This is a genomic window from Kitasatospora sp. NPDC089509 (genome assembly GCF_044749365.1).
Classification (GTDB): Bacteria; Actinomycetota; Actinomycetes; order Streptomycetales; family Streptomycetaceae; genus Kitasatospora.
This window is the reverse complement of sequence record NZ_JBIVHS010000047.1, coordinates 26,374-40,424: the sequence shown is the minus strand read 5'-3', so window position 1 is coordinate 40,424 and position 14,051 is coordinate 26,374. Positions and strand designations below refer to the sequence as shown.

At 72.6% G+C, this 14,051-nt stretch carries 16 protein-coding genes; 11 read left to right on the top strand and 5 right to left on the bottom strand.

Going from position 1 to position 14,051, the window contains the following annotated elements; all coding sequences use genetic code 11:
* From ACIP4P_RS44475 to ACIP4P_RS44465, 3 genes are all read left to right on the top strand, one after another.
* The coding region (locus ACIP4P_RS44475) for an acyl-CoA dehydrogenase family protein (RefSeq protein ID WP_132919430.1) at positions 1–93 on the top strand (93 nt) is incomplete at its 5' end.
* A 167-nt stretch (positions 94–260) separates the two neighbouring features.
* Entirely contained in the window at positions 261–1,127 is an 867-nt protein-coding gene (locus ACIP4P_RS44470; RefSeq protein ID WP_400930047.1) for an oxidoreductase, read from the top strand.
* 76 nt (positions 1,128–1,203) lie between these two features.
* Entirely contained in the window at positions 1,204–1,671 is a 468-nt protein-coding gene (locus ACIP4P_RS44465) for a GNAT family N-acetyltransferase (protein ID WP_400930044.1), read from the top strand.
* A gap of 47 nt (positions 1,672–1,718) precedes the next feature.
* On the opposite strand, the gene ACIP4P_RS44460 is transcribed toward ACIP4P_RS44465, so the two are convergent.
* Positions 1,719–2,222 (bottom strand): hypothetical protein, encoded by a 504-nt coding sequence (locus ACIP4P_RS44460; protein ID WP_400930041.1) that lies wholly within the window; start codon positions 2,220–2,222, stop codon positions 1,719–1,721.
* A gap of 113 nt (positions 2,223–2,335) precedes the next feature.
* Between ACIP4P_RS44460 and ACIP4P_RS44455 the strand changes: the two genes are divergently transcribed.
* Positions 2,336–2,785 carry a MarR family transcriptional regulator gene (locus ACIP4P_RS44455; RefSeq protein ID WP_350518906.1) on the top strand — a complete coding sequence of 150 codons (450 nt, stop codon included), beginning with the start codon at positions 2,336–2,338 and terminating at the stop codon, positions 2,783–2,785.
* A 36-nt stretch (positions 2,786–2,821) separates the two neighbouring features.
* Here ACIP4P_RS44455 and ACIP4P_RS44450 read toward each other — a convergent pair whose 3' ends face one another.
* The gene (locus ACIP4P_RS44450) at positions 2,822–3,190 is read right to left on the bottom strand and encodes a MerR family transcriptional regulator (protein ID WP_400930050.1); all 369 of its coding nucleotides are present in this window, start codon (positions 3,188–3,190) and stop codon (positions 2,822–2,824) included.
* A 166-nt stretch (positions 3,191–3,356) separates the two neighbouring features.
* On the opposite strand from ACIP4P_RS44450, the gene ACIP4P_RS44445 reads away from it, so the two are divergent.
* Positions 3,357–3,851, top strand: coding sequence for a peptidylprolyl isomerase (locus ACIP4P_RS44445; RefSeq protein WP_350518905.1), 495 nt, complete (start codon positions 3,357–3,359; stop codon positions 3,849–3,851).
* A gap of 153 nt (positions 3,852–4,004) precedes the next feature.
* Here the strand turns inward: ACIP4P_RS44445 and ACIP4P_RS44440 are convergent, their stop codons facing one another.
* Together ACIP4P_RS44440 and ACIP4P_RS44435 are read right to left on the bottom strand one after the other, a co-directional pair.
* A complete protein-coding gene (locus ACIP4P_RS44440; RefSeq protein WP_400930037.1) occupies positions 4,005–4,481 on the bottom strand; it encodes a hypothetical protein in 477 nt (158 codons plus the stop codon).
* Between the two features lie 37 nt (positions 4,482–4,518).
* Positions 4,519–5,793, bottom strand: coding sequence for an LCP family protein (locus ACIP4P_RS44435; protein ID WP_400930034.1), 1,275 nt, complete (start codon positions 5,791–5,793; stop codon positions 4,519–4,521).
* A 155-nt stretch (positions 5,794–5,948) separates the two neighbouring features.
* Here ACIP4P_RS44435 and ACIP4P_RS44430 point away from each other — a divergent pair, with 155 nt between their 5' ends.
* The 6 genes from ACIP4P_RS44430 to ACIP4P_RS44405 all read left to right on the top strand — a co-directional run bounded on the left by ACIP4P_RS44430 (position 5,949) and on the right by ACIP4P_RS44405 (position 12,398).
* The gene (locus tag ACIP4P_RS44430) at positions 5,949–6,050 is read left to right on the top strand and encodes a putative leader peptide (RefSeq protein WP_400930031.1); all 102 of its coding nucleotides are present in this window, start codon (positions 5,949–5,951) and stop codon (positions 6,048–6,050) included.
* Positions 6,051–6,159: 109 nt separating this feature from the next.
* Entirely contained in the window at positions 6,160–6,714 is a 555-nt protein-coding gene (gene ssuE, locus ACIP4P_RS44425; RefSeq protein ID WP_350517941.1) for an NADPH-dependent FMN reductase, read from the top strand.
* A gap of 254 nt (positions 6,715–6,968) precedes the next feature.
* The gene (locus ACIP4P_RS44420) at positions 6,969–7,757 is read left to right on the top strand and encodes an ABC transporter ATP-binding protein (protein ID WP_400930027.1); all 789 of its coding nucleotides are present in this window, start codon (positions 6,969–6,971) and stop codon (positions 7,755–7,757) included.
* A 19-nt stretch (positions 7,758–7,776) separates the two neighbouring features.
* Positions 7,777–10,347, top strand: coding sequence for an ABC transporter permease (locus tag ACIP4P_RS44415; protein ID WP_400930024.1), 2,571 nt, complete (start codon positions 7,777–7,779; stop codon positions 10,345–10,347).
* A gap of 343 nt (positions 10,348–10,690) precedes the next feature.
* Complete coding sequence (locus tag ACIP4P_RS44410) at positions 10,691–11,731, top strand: glycosyltransferase family 2 protein (protein WP_350517944.1); 1,041 nt, start codon at positions 10,691–10,693, stop codon at positions 11,729–11,731.
* Positions 11,732–11,783: 52 nt separating this feature from the next.
* A complete protein-coding gene (locus ACIP4P_RS44405) occupies positions 11,784–12,398 on the top strand; it encodes an acyltransferase (RefSeq protein ID WP_400930021.1) in 615 nt (204 codons plus the stop codon).
* Positions 12,399–12,437: 39 nt separating this feature from the next.
* On the opposite strand, the gene ACIP4P_RS44400 is transcribed toward ACIP4P_RS44405, so the two are convergent.
* Positions 12,438–13,934, bottom strand: coding sequence for an LCP family protein (locus ACIP4P_RS44400; RefSeq protein ID WP_400930018.1), 1,497 nt, complete (start codon positions 13,932–13,934; stop codon positions 12,438–12,440).
* Positions 13,935–14,051: the final 117 nt, after the last annotated feature.

The window sequence follows — 14,051 nt, the reverse complement described above, 5'->3', positions numbered from 1 at the left end:
GTGGAGCGGATGATGCGGGACGCGAAGATCACCCAGATCTACGAGGGCACCAACCAGGTCCAGCGGATCGTGATGGCCCGCAACCTCCCGTAACGGCCACGACTCCCGAACGACTCCCGAACGGCCCCCGACCGCGCCCCGGCGGTCGGGGGCCGTTCGTCGTCCGGCATCGAACCTTCCTGGACGGACCGGCCGCCCGGATGTCATAAATGATCGTCAACTTGTGCGCACGGCATGACGATTACGGGAGACGACAGGTCATGGGCAACACCCCCGAGCAGCACGGCGGCGGCAAGGTCTGGCTGATCACCGGCGCCAACTCCGGTTTCGGCCAGGCGATCGCGGAGGCCGCGCTGGCGGCCGGCGACACCGTCGTCGCGGCCGCCCGCCGCCCCGAGACGCTGGCCGAGCTGGCCGCCGCCCACCCGGGCCGGCTGGTCCCGGTGCAGCTGGACGTCACCGACCAGGAACGGATCCCCGCCGTGGTCGCCGAGACCGTGCAGCGGCACGGCCGGATCGACGTCCTGGTGAACAACGCCGGGCGCGGGGTGATCGGCGCCGTCGAGGAGTCCACCGACCGCGAGCTGCGGGACCTCATGGAGCTGCACTTCTTCGGTCCGGCCGCGCTCACCCGGGCCGTGCTGCCGCACATGCGGGCCCAGGGCTCCGGCGCCGTGGTGCAGATGAGCAGCATGGGCGGCCGCTTCTCCTTCGCCGGCGTGGGCGCCTACTCGGCGACCAAGTTCGCGCTGGAGGGCCTGTCCGAGGCGCTGGCCCTGGAGGTGGCGGCCTTCGGGATCAAGGTGCTGATCGTCGAGCCGGGCGCGTTCCGGACCGGCTTCGCGGGCGGTGGCGCGCTCGCCCAGTCCGCCCCGATCGCCGCGTACGAGCCGGTGGTCGGCCCGGTCCGCAGCGGCCTGCCGGATTCCGACGGCAAGCAGCCGGGCGACCCGGCGAAGGCCGCCGAGGCGATCCTGACCGCCCTGGCGGCGGAGCGGACCCCGCTGCGGCTCGCGCTCGGCACCGACGCCGTGGACGCGATCCTGGGCACCCTGGACGGCGCCCGCCAGGAGGCCGAGACCTGGGCCGCCGTCGGCCGCGGCACGGACTTCCCGGCGGGCTCGTAGCGGGTTCATAGCGGGCGCGCGCGGCGGCGCGGAAAATCCCGGACGGCGGGCGGCCGGACCTCCTAGGCTGCCCGCCATGTCCACCGCGCTCAGCCTCGCCGTGCTCACCCCCGACACCATCGACGCCGCCCTCGCCCTGCGGGTCCGCCCGGACCAGGAGCACCTGGTCGCGCCGGTGGCGACGTCGCTGGCCGAGGCGTACGTGCACGGGGAGGCGGCCTGGCCCCGGCTGATCCTGGACGGCGACCGGCCGGTCGGCTTCGTGATGGCCTTCTTCGACCTCCGCTTCCACCCGGACCGGCCCGGTGACCGCCCCCGCTCCGGCCTCTGGCGCCTGCTGATCGACGCCGGCCACCAGCGGGGCGGCTACGGCCGGTTCGCGGTCGAGCAGGTCTGCGCGGAGATCCGCCGCCGCGGCGGCACCCGTGCGACGGTCACCTACCACCCCGGCCCGGACGGCCCGGTCGGGTTCTACACCCGGCTGGGCTTCCGCCCGACCGGCGAGCTGAGCGGTACCCAGGTGGTGGCGGAGGTCGAGCTGTAGGGTCCGGATTCGTTCAACTCCCCTTGCCCACGGGCCGGTCGGGGGTGTCAGGCGGTCCGGGCGGCCGCGAAGCGGGCGAGCGCCTCCTCGGCGGGGACCGGGGTGAACGGCTCGACGGCGGTGACCGCGAAGCGGGAGAGCCGCAGGTGGGACTCGCCGGTGTCGGTGAGGGTCCAGGCGTGCCGGGTGCGGGCGGTCATCGGGCTGCCGTCCTTGGCGATGCCCTGCCAGTCGAAGTCGATGAGCAGGTCGTAGGTGCGGCCGGCACCGGGGGTGACGGTGAGCCCGCGGACGTGGTGCAGGCTGAGCTGGACGGCCTCGCGGGTGCCGAGGTACCAGGCGGCGACCTCGTCGTGGTCGTGCAGCACCCGCCCGTCGGTGAGGGTCATCGCCAGGTCGTCGGCGAGCAGTTCGCGCAGCGGCTCGGCGTCCCCGGTGGTCCGCTCCAGCAGCTCCAGCCACCGGTAGAGGAAGGCGCGGGCGCGGTTCTCGGCGGCCGCGTCGGTCAGGGCGGCGCGGAGGCGGTCCGCGGCGGTGCTGTTCTCGGTCATGCGTCGACCCTCTTCTCGTACGTCCCGTACGTTCCGCACGGCAGCGTGTTGCGTGCGCACGCACACATTAGGCACTGTGTGCACGCGCACGCAACCTCGGTACGATGAACGACATGGACCGCGCCGAACTCACCCTGGGCCCGCTGACGGAGCAGGACCACGCCTTCTACGGCCTGGTCTGGGCGGGCACCACCCTGGCCGCCCGGATCGACCGGGAGCTCACCCGGGTCCACGAGCTGCCGCTGTCCTGGTTCGAGGTGATGCTCTGGCTGGCCGGGCAGCGGGAGCCGGTGGCCGCCTCCGACCTCGGCGCCAAGACCATGCTGAGCCGCAGTCAGGTCTCCCGGGTGGTGGACGCCCTGGCCGGGCGCGGACTGGTCTCCCGCACGCCCTCCGCCTCGGACGCGCGCTCGGTGCGGATCGAGCTGACCGGGTCGGGCCGCGCGCTCTTCGCCGAGGCGGACGCCACCCGACGGGCCGTCCTGGCGCCGGTGTTCACCGACCGGTTGGACGAGGCGGACATCGCGGCGCTGGAGACCGTCTGGCGCAAGCTCAAGGCCTGACCGGCACCACGGCCGCCCGCAGGGCCCGGGCCGGTGCTACGCCGCCGCGGCCCCCGAGGCGCCGGCGATCACCTCGTCCAGCACCTCCCGCGAGCGCAGCAGATCGCTGATCATCCGGTCGATCCGGTCCCGCTCCGCGGTCAACTCCTCGACCAGCAGGGGCGTGGCGGTCTCGTTCGGCCCGCCGTCGCAGTCCCGCATGCAGGGCAGGATCTTGTTGATGGTGCGGCTGCGCAGCCCGGCCGCGAACAGCTCCTGGATGTGCACCACCCGGTCCACCGCCGTCGCCGGGTACTCCCGGTGCCCGCCCGGGGTGCGCTGCGCGACCAGCAGGCCCTGCTGCTCGTAGTACCGCAGCGAGCGCTCGCTCACGCCCGTGCGCCGGGCCAGTTCGCCGATCCGCATGCCGTCCATCGCGCCGTTCCCCCCGAAGGCTCGAACCCGACATCGAGGTTAGCCTCCGCCGTTCCGGCGCGTCGGCGGAAGCGGCAGGCGGCGGAAACACGCCGTTGTGACCTCGGGCCCCGAGGGGTGGCGCGCGTCGCTTTGCCGCTCGTGCCATGATCCCTGCATGGGTTCCAACGTTTTCTTCGACATCACCATCAACGACGAGCCGGCCGGCCGCATCGTCTTCAAGCTCTACGACGACGTGGTCCCGAAGACCGCTCGCAACTTCCGCGAGCTGGCCACCGGCCAGAACGGCTTCGGCTACGAGGGCTCCGGCTTCCACCGCGTGATCCCCGCCTTCATGCTGCAGGGCGGTGACTTCACCAACCACAACGGCACCGGCGGCAAGAGCATCTACGGCGAGAAGTTCGCGGACGAGAACTTCCAGCTCAAGCACGACCGCCCGGGCCTGCTGTCGATGGCCAACGCCGGCCGCAACACCAACGGCTCGCAGTTCTTCATCACCACCATCATCACGGACTGGCTGGACGGCAAGCACGTCGTCTTCGGCGAGGTCGTCGAGGGCATGGACCTGGTGAAGAAGATCGAGGGCCTCGGCTCGCAGAGCGGCCGCACCTCGGCCACCATCAAGATCGCCAAGTCCGGCGAGGTCGCCTGATCACAGCCCTCCGGGGCTGCTGATGAGCCACCGCCCCGGAGCGGGGAGTCGGACCTGCCGACCTCCCGCTCCGGGGCGGTGGCATGTCCTGGCCCCTGTCCGGCAGGATCGGCCGGCCAGGGCCAGGGCCAGGGCCTGGGCCAGGGACCGGACCTAGGCCAGGGCCTGGGCGGGGACGGTCGGTGGGATCCGGTGCCCCTCCCGCATCCCCACCTTGCGCGCGGGCACCCCGGCCCAGATCTCGCCGGGCCCGGTCGAGCGGGTGAGTACGGCGTTGGCGCCCAGCACGGTGCCCGCCCCGACGGTGAGCACACCCTCCTTGCACACCACCTTGGCGCCCGCGCACAGCACCGCGCCGTCCCCGACCACCACCCGCCGCATCGCGCTGAGCTCCTGCGGCACCCACGGGTCGGCCCGGCCGATGGTGACGCCGTTGTAGAGCGTCACGTCCGCGCCGAGCGTGGTGTACGGGTGCAGGACGGTGCCGAAGCCGCGGTGGAACACGGTGAGCCCGGGCCCGATCTCGCAGGCGGCCGGCACCTCCATCCCGTAGAGCGCGAGCGCCTCCTGGACCAGGCGGCCCAGGAGGCGGTGACGTCGGCGGTAGACGAGTGCGGTGACGAGTGACATCCACCCATTGTGTCGGGACGGTCACCCGCAGTCGCGGCTACTTGATGTCCGGCACGGCGGTGTCGTTCTTGAAGGCGTCGAAGACCTGCTTGGACTTGGCGGCGTCCCACTGGACCGCCGACTCGCCGGTCTTGGTGTGGTAGTCCGCGTTGCCGATCGGGACGGTCAGGGTCTTGCCGTCGCCGCCGTTGACGTCCTTCATGGCGAGGAAGAGCGAGCCCAGGTCGGTCAGTCCGCAGTCGTCGTCGACGATCAGGGTGCCGAGCGCCGAGTCGACCAGCGGGTAGAAGGTGAACGGGTCGAGCACGGTGCCCGGGGAGGCGGCCTGGTGGGCGAGGGCGCCGAGGAACTTCTGCTGGTTGCGCATCCGGCCGAGGTCCTGGTCGGCCATCTGGTGGCGCTGGCGGACGAAGGCCAGGGCCTGGACGCCGTTGAGGGTCTGGTCGCCGGCCTTGAGGTCGAGGCCGGAGTCCCGGTCCTTGATGTCCTGGTCGATGTGCATCTCGACGCCGCCGATGGAGTCGACGATGCCGGCGAACCCGGCGAAGCCGATCTCGGCGTAGTGGTCGATCCGGATGCCGGTGTTCAGCTCGACGGTCTGCACCAGCAGCCGGCCGTTGCCGTTGGCGAAGGCCGAGTTGATCTTCGAGGTGGTGGCCTTGACGGTCTTCCCGCTGCTGGTCCTGAACTCGGGGATCGGCACCCAGGAGTCGCGCGGGATACTCATCAGGGTGTTCCCGTGGTCCCCGATGTGCAGGATCATCATCGAGTCGCTGCGCTTGCCCTCGACGTCGTGGCCGGTGTGCATGGTGTCCATCTGGGACTCGCTGAGCCCGTCGCGGCTGTCGGAGCCGACGATCAGCCAGTTGGTGCCCTTGCCGGCGGCCGGGCGGTTCGGGTAGTCGGCCAGCACGTTCTCGTGGTTGAGCTTGGAGTCCGCCCAGAACCAGGTGGACACCGAGGTCACCATGACGGCTATCAGCAGGCCGAAGACCGTCCACTTCACGATCCGCCGCCGCGGCCAGCGCCGGGCCCCGGCCGGTCGGGCACTGCCGGGACCACCGGGACCGCCCGGGCCACCGGGCCGACCGGGCCCACCCGGACCGCCGGAACCGGGTCGGCCGGGGCCACCGGGGGCGTTCTGCGGCGGGACGCCGCCGAGGCGGGACGGCTGCCCCGGCTGCCGCGGGGCGGGCGCACCGGGCCCGCGCGGGTTCAGCGAGGCCGGCAGCGGCCGCTCGGCCGCGCCGCCACCGTTGCCTCCGTAGGGGTTCCCTCCGCCGCCCGGGCGGCCCTCCTGCCACGTGTTCATGCCGTCGAGGATGCCCGACCCCGGTCCGGCTGACTCCCCCCGGGGTGCCCACCGGGCCTCTTGTAGCAGTTTTGATGCACGTACCGGATCGTTCCGGCGCGAAACACGACCGTCACCCGTGTTCCGTTTGCTGAAACGATTCTTGACCCGCTCGAATGCACCGTGTTTGCATGCCGGACATGGATCAGAGTCGGGCACTCACGCGTCGGCGGCACGTCGATCTGCAACGCGTGTCCGGTTCCCTCTGTCGCCGCTGAAGCACGCCCGCCGGGACCGCCGGAACCGTCGGGCACCGCCGAGCACCACCCGCGGCCGCCCCGAGCGGGCCGCCGTGAAGCTCCCTCCGCTTCCAGCCAGAGGTGAACCATGGCCACCGTCCTCTCCGTTTCGGGCTCCCCCTCCGCCACCTCCCGCACCACCCGGCTGCTGCGCCACGTCGACGCGCGCCTGGTGGACCGCGGCCACCACGTCGTCCCCTTCCAGGCCCGCGACCTGCCCGCGCAGGCACTGCTCGCCGGCGACTTCGACCACCCCGAGATCGTCGCCGTCACCGAACTGTTCGCCCGCGCCGACGGCGTCGTGATCGGCACCCCCGTCTACAAGGCCGCCTACTCCGGCCTGCTCAAGGCCCTGCTCGACGTGCTCCCGCAGTACGCGCTGGCCGGCAAGGCCGTGCTGCCGCTGGCCACCGGCGGCTCGCCCGCGCACGTCCTCGCGGTGGACTACGCGCTGCGCCCGGTGCTCAGCTCGATGGGCGCCGGCCACATCACCCAGGGCTGGTTCGTGCTCGACCGCGACATCACCGTCGCGGAGGACGGCACCACCCTGGTCGAGTGCCGGACCGACGCCCAGCTCGTCCCCGTGGTGGAGGGTTTCGCCGACGCCCTCGAACGGCTGGCGGCACCGGTCCTGACCGGCTGAGCCACCGGCGCCCGACCCCGTACGGGGCGTCCCCGAGAAGGCCCGCGGAACCCCCTAGGGGGGAGGGGGTCCCGCACCCGTAGAACCTTGGTTGCCGTGCTTCATTCCGACGGAGGACGAGCGGCCGGACGTCGGCTCCTAACGTGGTTCTCACGTCCCCACCCATCCGAACGCGGCCCGACTCCGTCGGGTCCGCGACCCGGCCGCGCCGGGAGGGTGGGGCCGACGGGCGGGCCACTTCCGAGGAGAATCCAGTGACGACGGCAGCAGCAGCCGTGTACGACCCCCAGCTTCCCGGCGGATCGTCCGCCGTCGCCGCCTCGGCCCGCCAGGTGACCAAGGCCTACGGTTCGGGCGAGACCAGGGTGATCGCGCTCGACGCGGTCGACGTGGACATCCAGCGCGGCCGCTTCACCGCGATCATGGGCCCCTCGGGCTCCGGCAAGTCCACCCTGATGCACTGCCTGGCGGGGCTGGACACGGTCAGCGCCGGACAGATCCGGATCGGCGACACCGAGATCACCGGCCTCAAGGACAAGCAGCTGACCAGGCTGCGCCGGGACAAGATCGGCTTCATCTTCCAGGCGTTCAACCTGCTCCCGACCCTGAACGCGCTGGAGAACATCACCCTGCCGATGGACATCGCCGGGCGCCGGCCCGACCAGGCCTGGCTGGACCAGGTGGTGCAGACCGTCGGCCTGGCCGGCCGGCTCAAGCACCGCCCGACCCAGCTCTCCGGCGGCCAGCAGCAGCGCGTCGCGGTGGCCCGCGCCCTGGCCGCCCGCCCCGAGATCATCTTCGGCGACGAGCCCACCGGGAACCTGGACTCCCGGGCCGGCGCCGAGGTGCTGACCTTCCTCCGCCGCTCGGTGGACGAGCTGGGCCAGACCATGGTCATGGTCACCCACGACCCGGTCGCCGCCGGCTACGCGGACCGGGTGCTCTTCCTCGCCGACGGCGTGATCGTGGACGAGATGCACGCCCCGACCGCCGACTCCGTCCTCGAACGCATGCGCCGTTTCGACGGCAAGCGCACCAGCTGAGCGGCGGGAGGACGCAACCATGCTGCTCAGAACCGCATTGCGGAGCTTCTTCGCCCACAAGGGCCGGATGGCGCTCTCGCTGATCGCCGTCGTGCTGTCGGTCGCCTTCGTGTCCGGCACCCTGGTGTTCTCCGACACCGCCACCAGCACCTTCTCCAAGCTGTTCGCCGCGACCGCCTCCGACCTCTCGGTCCAGCCGCCCAAGCCGGCCGACGACGAGGAGCCGCAGCCCGGGGACAAGCCCGCCACCGTCCCGGTCCCGCTGGCCCAGCGGGTCGCCGCGCTGCCCGGCGTGAAGACCGCCGTCGGCCAGGTCATGGTCCACGACGCGGTCCTGGTCGACCCGGCCACCGACAAACTGGTCGGCCCGACCAGCGGCGCGCCGACCCTGGTCGGCAACTGGACCGACACCCCGCGCAACCCGGTGCGGATCACCTCCGGGCACGTCCCGCAGAACGCCGGCGAACTGGTGCTGGACGCCGACACCGCCAAGAAGGCCAAGCTCGGCCTCGGCGCGAAGGTCCGGGTCGACAACGCCGGCGGCAAGCACGAGTTCACCATCGCCGGCATCGCCACCTTCACCACCACCAACCCCGGCGCGGCCCTGGCCTTCCTGGACACCGCCACCGCCCAGCAGGTGCTGCTCGGCGAGCAGGCGTACACCTCCGTCGAGGCCTTCGGCGACGGCAGCCGCAGCGACGACCGGCTCAAGGCGGACGCCCTCGCCGCGCTCGGCACCGGCTACCAGGTGAAGACCGCGGCCGAGCAGAAGGACGAGAACACCAAGGCGATCGGCAGCGGCCTCGACTTCATGAAGTACGCGATGCTCGGCTTCGCCGGCATCTCGCTGATCGTCGGCGGCTTCCTGATCATCAACACCTTCTCCATGCTGGTCGCCCAGCGCACCCGCGAGCTCGGCCTGCTCCGGGCCATCGGCGGCAGCCGGGCGCAGGTGAACGGCTCGGTGCTGGTCGAGGCGCTGATCCTGGGCGTACTCGGCTCGACCCTCGGGGTCGCCGTCGGCCTGGGCGTCGCGGTCGGCCTGATCAAGCTGATGAACGCCGTCGGCATGGGCATCAACGCGAGCGACCTGCAGATCGGGCCGGACGTGTTCGCGGCCGGCTACGCGGTCGGCATCCTGATCACCGTCGTCGCCGCCTGGATCCCGGCCCGCCGGGCCAGCCGGATCGCGCCGATGGCCGCCCTGCGCGACCACGGCACCCCGGCCGAGGCCCGCTCCAACACCGTCCGCACCGTCCTCGGCCTGCTGATCACCGCAGGCGGCGCCGGACTGCTGCTGCTCGCCGGTACGGCCGACCGGACGGCCACCGGCGGCGAGTACCTGGGCCTGGGCCTGCTGCTCACCCTGGTCGGCTTCGTGGTGCTCGGCCCGCTGCTGGCCACCGTGGTCATCAAGGTGCTCGGGGTGCTGCTGCCGACCGTGTTCGGCCCCTCCGGCCGGCTCGCCCAGCGCAACGCGATGCGCAACCCGCGTCGCACCGGGGCCACCGCCGCCGCCCTGATGATCGGGCTGGCGCTGGTGATCGGCTCCTCGGTGTTCAGCTCCTCCGCGGTCAGCTCGGCCAGCGCGCAGATCGACCGGTCGGTGGGCGTGGACTACATCATCTCGGGCGGAGGCGCCCCGGTCACCCCCGAGATGACGGACGCGGTCCGCCGCACCCCGGGCATCGACCACGTCACCACCCAGGAGGACTTCCTCCGGACCAAGCTCCAGCTGCCCGGCGGACAGACCGCGCGGACGGGCCTGAGCGCGGTGCCGGCCAGCTTCTTCGGCACCGACTTCCACCCCACGGTCAGCTCCGGCACGGTCGACTCGGTCGGACGCGGCTCGCTCGGGATCGGCGAGACCTTCGCCGCCGACCACGGCCTGAAGGTCGGCGACCGGGTGACCGTCGACTACGGCAAGGGCCGCACCCAACAGCTGCCGGTGGGCGTGGTGTTCAAGAAGGGCGGGCTGCTGGGCGACGGCTCCTTCGTCGGCCTCGACACCATGGCCGAGGTCGTCCCGGCCGCCGAGCAGCCGTCGGTGCGGACCTTCTTCGCCAAGGCCTCCTCCGGCACCGACGTCGCCAAGACCCTGACCGCCCTGGAGGACGCGCTCAAGCCGTACCCGCAGCTGACGGTCAAGGACCAGGCCGGTTACAAGGAGCTGGTCCAGTCCCAGGTCAACACCCTGCTCTACCTGATCTACGGCCTGGTCGGCCTGTCGATCACCGTCGCGGTGCTCGGCGTGGTCAACACCCTGGCGCTGTCGGTGGTGGAGCGGACCCGCGAGATCGGCCTGCTGCGGGCGATCGGGCTCTCCCGCCGCCAGCTGCGCCGGATGATCCGGCTGGAGTCCGTGGTGATCGCGCTGTTCGGCGCGGTGCTCGGCACCGGGCTGGGCCTGGCCTGGGGCGTCACCGCCCAGCGGGTGCTGCGGGACCAGGGACTCGGGACGCTCTCCGTCCCGACCACCACGGTGGTGGTCACGCTGGTCGCCTCGGTGGTGATCGGCCTGGTCGCCGCCCTCGTCCCGGCCTTCCGGGCCGGACGCATGAACGTCCTCGCGGCCATCGCGACGGACTGACCCGACGACGGGGACGTCGGGTCACCCCACGGGGGAACGGGGGAACCCGCGGGGAACGGGGGAACCCACGGGGAACGGGGGAACAGCGGGGGTCGGGTGCTCACGGGCACCCGGCCCCCGCGTCGTCGGCGGCCGCCGACGGCCCGATCCGCCCTGTTCACCGCCGTTCACCAGGCACGCGGAACCTACGCCGAACCTGCACGGTTCCCCCGCCGATTCGGGTTCGGACGGTCGGGGCGGTACGGTGATGTTGATCACGGCGCCGGTACCGCCCTTCGGGGGACCGGGGGCCGCCGAACCGGGACAAGACGGAGAGACGTCGACACCGGTACGGTTGGCCCCGATGAACACCAAGGCTGCTGAGGAGCTGCCGGCTGTTTCCGTGATCATGCCGGTGCTCAACGAGGAACGACACCTGCGCACGGCGGTCCGGCGCATCCTGGACCAGGAGTACCCCGGGCCGATGGAAGTGGTGATCGCCCTCGGCCCTTCCACCGACCGCACCGCGGAGATCGCGGCCGAGCTGGTGGCCGAGGATCCGCGGGTGCGCACGGTGGAGAACCCCACCGGCCGCACTCCCGCGGGGCTGAACGCCGCGATCCGGGGCTCGCAGTACCCGATAGTGGTGCGCGTGGACGGCCACGGCCTGCTCACCCCCGGCTACATCACCACGGCGGTCCGGCTGCTCGGTGAGATGGACGCCGCCAACGTCGGCGGCATCATGCACGCCGAGGGCGAGACCGAGTGGGAGAACGCGGTCGCCGCCGCGATGACCTCCAAGATCGGCGTCGGCAACGCGGCCTTCCACACCGGCGGCCTGGCCGGCCCGGCGGACACCGTCTACCTCGGGGTGTTCCGGCGCGAGGTGCTGGAGAAGCTCGGCGGCTACAACGAGGAGTTCATCCGCGCCCAGGACTGGGAGCTGAACTACCGGATCCGCCAGGACGGCGGGCTGGTCTGGTTCACCCCGCAGCTGAAGGTGACGTACCGGCCCCGGCCGTCCGTCCGGGCGCTGGCCAAGCAGTACAAGGACTACGGCCGCTGGCGCCGGGTGGTCACCCGCTACCACCGCGGCTCGGTCAACCTGCGCTACCTCGCCCCGCCGAGCGCGCTGCTCGCGGTGGTGCTCGGCCTGGTGCTCGGCGCCGCCGTCCACCCGGCCTTCCTGGCGGTGCCCGGCGTCTACCTGCTGGGCATCCTCGGCGGCTCGGTGGTCGAGGGCCGCGGGCTGTCGCTGCGGGCCAGGGCGCTGCTGCCGGTGGCGCTCGCCACCATGCACCTCAGCTGGGGCTTCGGCTTCATCACCTCGCCCCGCTCACTGGCCCGCCGGGTGATAGGGAGTGTCCGCCCGACCCCGAAGGACGTGCTCTCCCAAGCGGGTTGACCTTGTGGATCGACCCTCACGCTGCGCCCCGGACCGGCTACCGTCGGTCCGCATGGGGACAGTTGAGGACGGAGCGGACGCGGCCCGGATCGAACCGGGCGCGGACGTCGACGAACGGGCCGTGCTCGGCGCCGGGACGAGGGTCTGGCACCTGGCACAGGTCCGCGAGGACGCAGTGGTCGGCGCGGAGTGCGTGATCGGCCGCGGCGCGTACCTCGGCCCGGGCGTGCGGATCGGCGACCGGGTCAAGGTGCAGAACCACGCGCTGGTGTACGAGCCGGCGGTGGTCGAGGACGGGGTGTTCATCGGTCCGGCCGCCGTGCTGACCAATGACCGCCACCCGCGCGCGGTCACCCCCGACGGCCGGCTCAAGGGCCGCCCCGACTGGCACGCCGAGCCGGTGACGCTCCGCCGGGGCTGCTCGATCGGCGGCCGCGCGGTGCTGGTCGCCGGGGTGACGGTCGGCCGTTGGGCGCTGGTCGCGGCCGGTGCCGTGGTGCACCGGGACGTTCCGGACTTCGCCCTGGTGGCCGGGGTGCCCGCCCGCCGGATCGGCTGGGTCGGCCGGGCCGGCGAGCCGCTGCGGCCGTCCGGCCCGGGGCTCTGGACCTGCCCGCGGACCGGCGAGGCCTACCGCGAGACGGACGGAACGCTCAGCCCGGTGTAGCCGGGTGGGGGCCATCGGACCCGCGGTCGCCGGGCGGGGCTACTTGGCGCACACGTCCTCGTCGTCCGCCTGCACCCGCTGCAGGTCCTTCGGCGCCTCGGTCGGCGCCTGCGCCGGGGCCGCCAGGACGTCCTTGCCGAGCACCAGCAGCAGCGGGTCCTTCGCGGCCGCCGCGGGGTTGGGCCGGACGGCGTCGGCGGGCAGCCCGAGGGCGGCGGCCAGCGCGGCCGCCTCGGCCTCCCGCCCGGCCGGGTGGGACACCGTGGTGGTCGCGGCGGGCGTCGCGTCGGAGCCGACCGCGGCCCGGGCGAAGCCCTTGGCCTTGAGCCGGTCCACCGTCGGTCCGGACTGCCCGCGGGTCCCGCTGCCGTTGCGCACCGTCACCGGGACGTCCTTGGCGTCCACCGCCGGGGCGGTGGCGCTCGGCGCCGCGGGGGCCGCCGGCTCGGCGGACGGGGCGGCGGTCTCGGTCAGCGAGCGGTCGCCCGCGATCATCGCGAACACCTGCCCGGCGTCCGGCTGTTGGAGTATCAGCCGGTCCTCGTCCTTGGGGTCGTCCAGGACCGGCACGGTGGTGAAGGTGATGTTCTTGGTGTCCACCTTGCTGATGTCCTGCGCCAGGTCCTTCAGCTTGTCCACGCTGCCGATGCCGGAGTCCACGGTGAGCGCCTTGGTGGCGGCGTCCGCGAGCTGGTAGAGCTTGCCCGGGTTGGTCAGGGTGCCGTCGCTCTTGATCTTGCGGATCATCGAGCTGATGAACTGCTGCTGGAGCGGGATCCGGGTGAGGTCGCCGCCGAAGCCGACCGCGTGCCGGGTGCGGACGAAGGCCAGCGCCTCCTCGCCCTGGACCACGTGCCGGCCCTTGGACATCTTCAGGTGCGAGCCCTTGTCGTCGATGTCCTTGGCCGCGCAGACCTCGACCCCGCCGACGGCGGTGGAGAGGGTCTTCACCGCCTCGAAGTCGACCTGCACGAAGTGGTCGACCCGGATGCCGGTCACCTTCTCCACGGTCTTCCAGGTGCAGCCCGCGTCGCGACCGCCCTGGCCGAGGCTGTTGTTGAACATGTCCCGCGCCGAGCCGGGGATCCGCTTGCCCTGGCCGTCCTGGCACTCCGGGATCGGCACCATCAGGTCGCGCGGGATGCTGACCACCGTCGCGTTGGAGCGGTCCTTGGCGACGTGGAACAGCAGCGTGGTGTCGGCGTGCCCGGAGCTGCCCTCGTCGCCGTACTCGCGGCCGAGGCCCTGCCGGCTGTCGGTGCCGATCACCAGGATGTTCAGCGCGTCCCCGGCGGCCTTGGGCCGCTCCGCCTCGTCGCCCAGCTGGACCTTGACCGAGGTCAGGTTGGAGTTGAAGTGCCGGTACAGGTAGTACGCCCCGCCGCAGCCCGCGACCATCGCCAGCGCGCCGGTCCCCGCCGTCCACCTGAGCACCCGCCGGCGCCGCCTGCGTTTGGCGGCCGCGGCCGCCCGCAGGCGGGCCTCCCGGCGGCCTTCCCCGCTGAACCGGCCGGTGTTCGGTTGTTCCTGCTGCACGGGATTCCCTACGTCCGGCCGGTCACGGGCGGCGGCCCACCCGGGCGGTGGGTCGGTCCGGACACACTAGACGAGCCGAACGGGGGAATCGTTCCTGGTATGAGAACCGTCACGGAA

Excerpts from the sequence above, each read along its gene's own strand:
- ACIP4P_RS44470 (WP_400930047.1), top strand. The coding sequence starts at position 261 with ATGGGCAACACCCCCGAGCAGCACGGCGGCGGCAAGGTCTGGCTGATC.
- ACIP4P_RS44465 (WP_400930044.1), top strand. The coding sequence starts at position 1,204 with ATGTCCACCGCGCTCAGCCTCGCCGTGCTCACCCCCGACACCATCGAC.
- ACIP4P_RS44460 (WP_400930041.1), bottom strand. The coding sequence starts at position 2,222 with ATGACCGAGAACAGCACCGCCGCGGACCGCCTCCGCGCCGCCCTGACC.
- ACIP4P_RS44455 (WP_350518906.1), top strand. The coding sequence starts at position 2,336 with ATGGACCGCGCCGAACTCACCCTGGGCCCGCTGACGGAGCAGGACCAC.
- ACIP4P_RS44450 (WP_400930050.1), bottom strand. The coding sequence starts at position 3,190 with ATGCGGATCGGCGAACTGGCCCGGCGCACGGGCGTGAGCGAGCGCTCG.
- ACIP4P_RS44445 (WP_350518905.1), top strand. The coding sequence starts at position 3,357 with ATGGGTTCCAACGTTTTCTTCGACATCACCATCAACGACGAGCCGGCC.
- ACIP4P_RS44440 (WP_400930037.1), bottom strand. The coding sequence starts at position 4,481 with ATGTCACTCGTCACCGCACTCGTCTACCGCCGACGTCACCGCCTCCTG.
- ACIP4P_RS44435 (WP_400930034.1), bottom strand. The coding sequence starts at position 5,793 with ATGAACACGTGGCAGGAGGGCCGCCCGGGCGGCGGAGGGAACCCCTAC.
- ACIP4P_RS44430 (WP_400930031.1), top strand. The coding sequence starts at position 5,949 with ATGCACCGTGTTTGCATGCCGGACATGGATCAGAGTCGGGCACTCACG.
- ssuE (WP_350517941.1), top strand. The coding sequence starts at position 6,160 with ATGGCCACCGTCCTCTCCGTTTCGGGCTCCCCCTCCGCCACCTCCCGC.
- ACIP4P_RS44415 (WP_400930024.1), top strand. The coding sequence starts at position 7,777 with ATGCTGCTCAGAACCGCATTGCGGAGCTTCTTCGCCCACAAGGGCCGG.
- ACIP4P_RS44410 (WP_350517944.1), top strand. The coding sequence starts at position 10,691 with ATGAACACCAAGGCTGCTGAGGAGCTGCCGGCTGTTTCCGTGATCATG.
- ACIP4P_RS44405 (WP_400930021.1), top strand. The coding sequence starts at position 11,784 with ATGGGGACAGTTGAGGACGGAGCGGACGCGGCCCGGATCGAACCGGGC.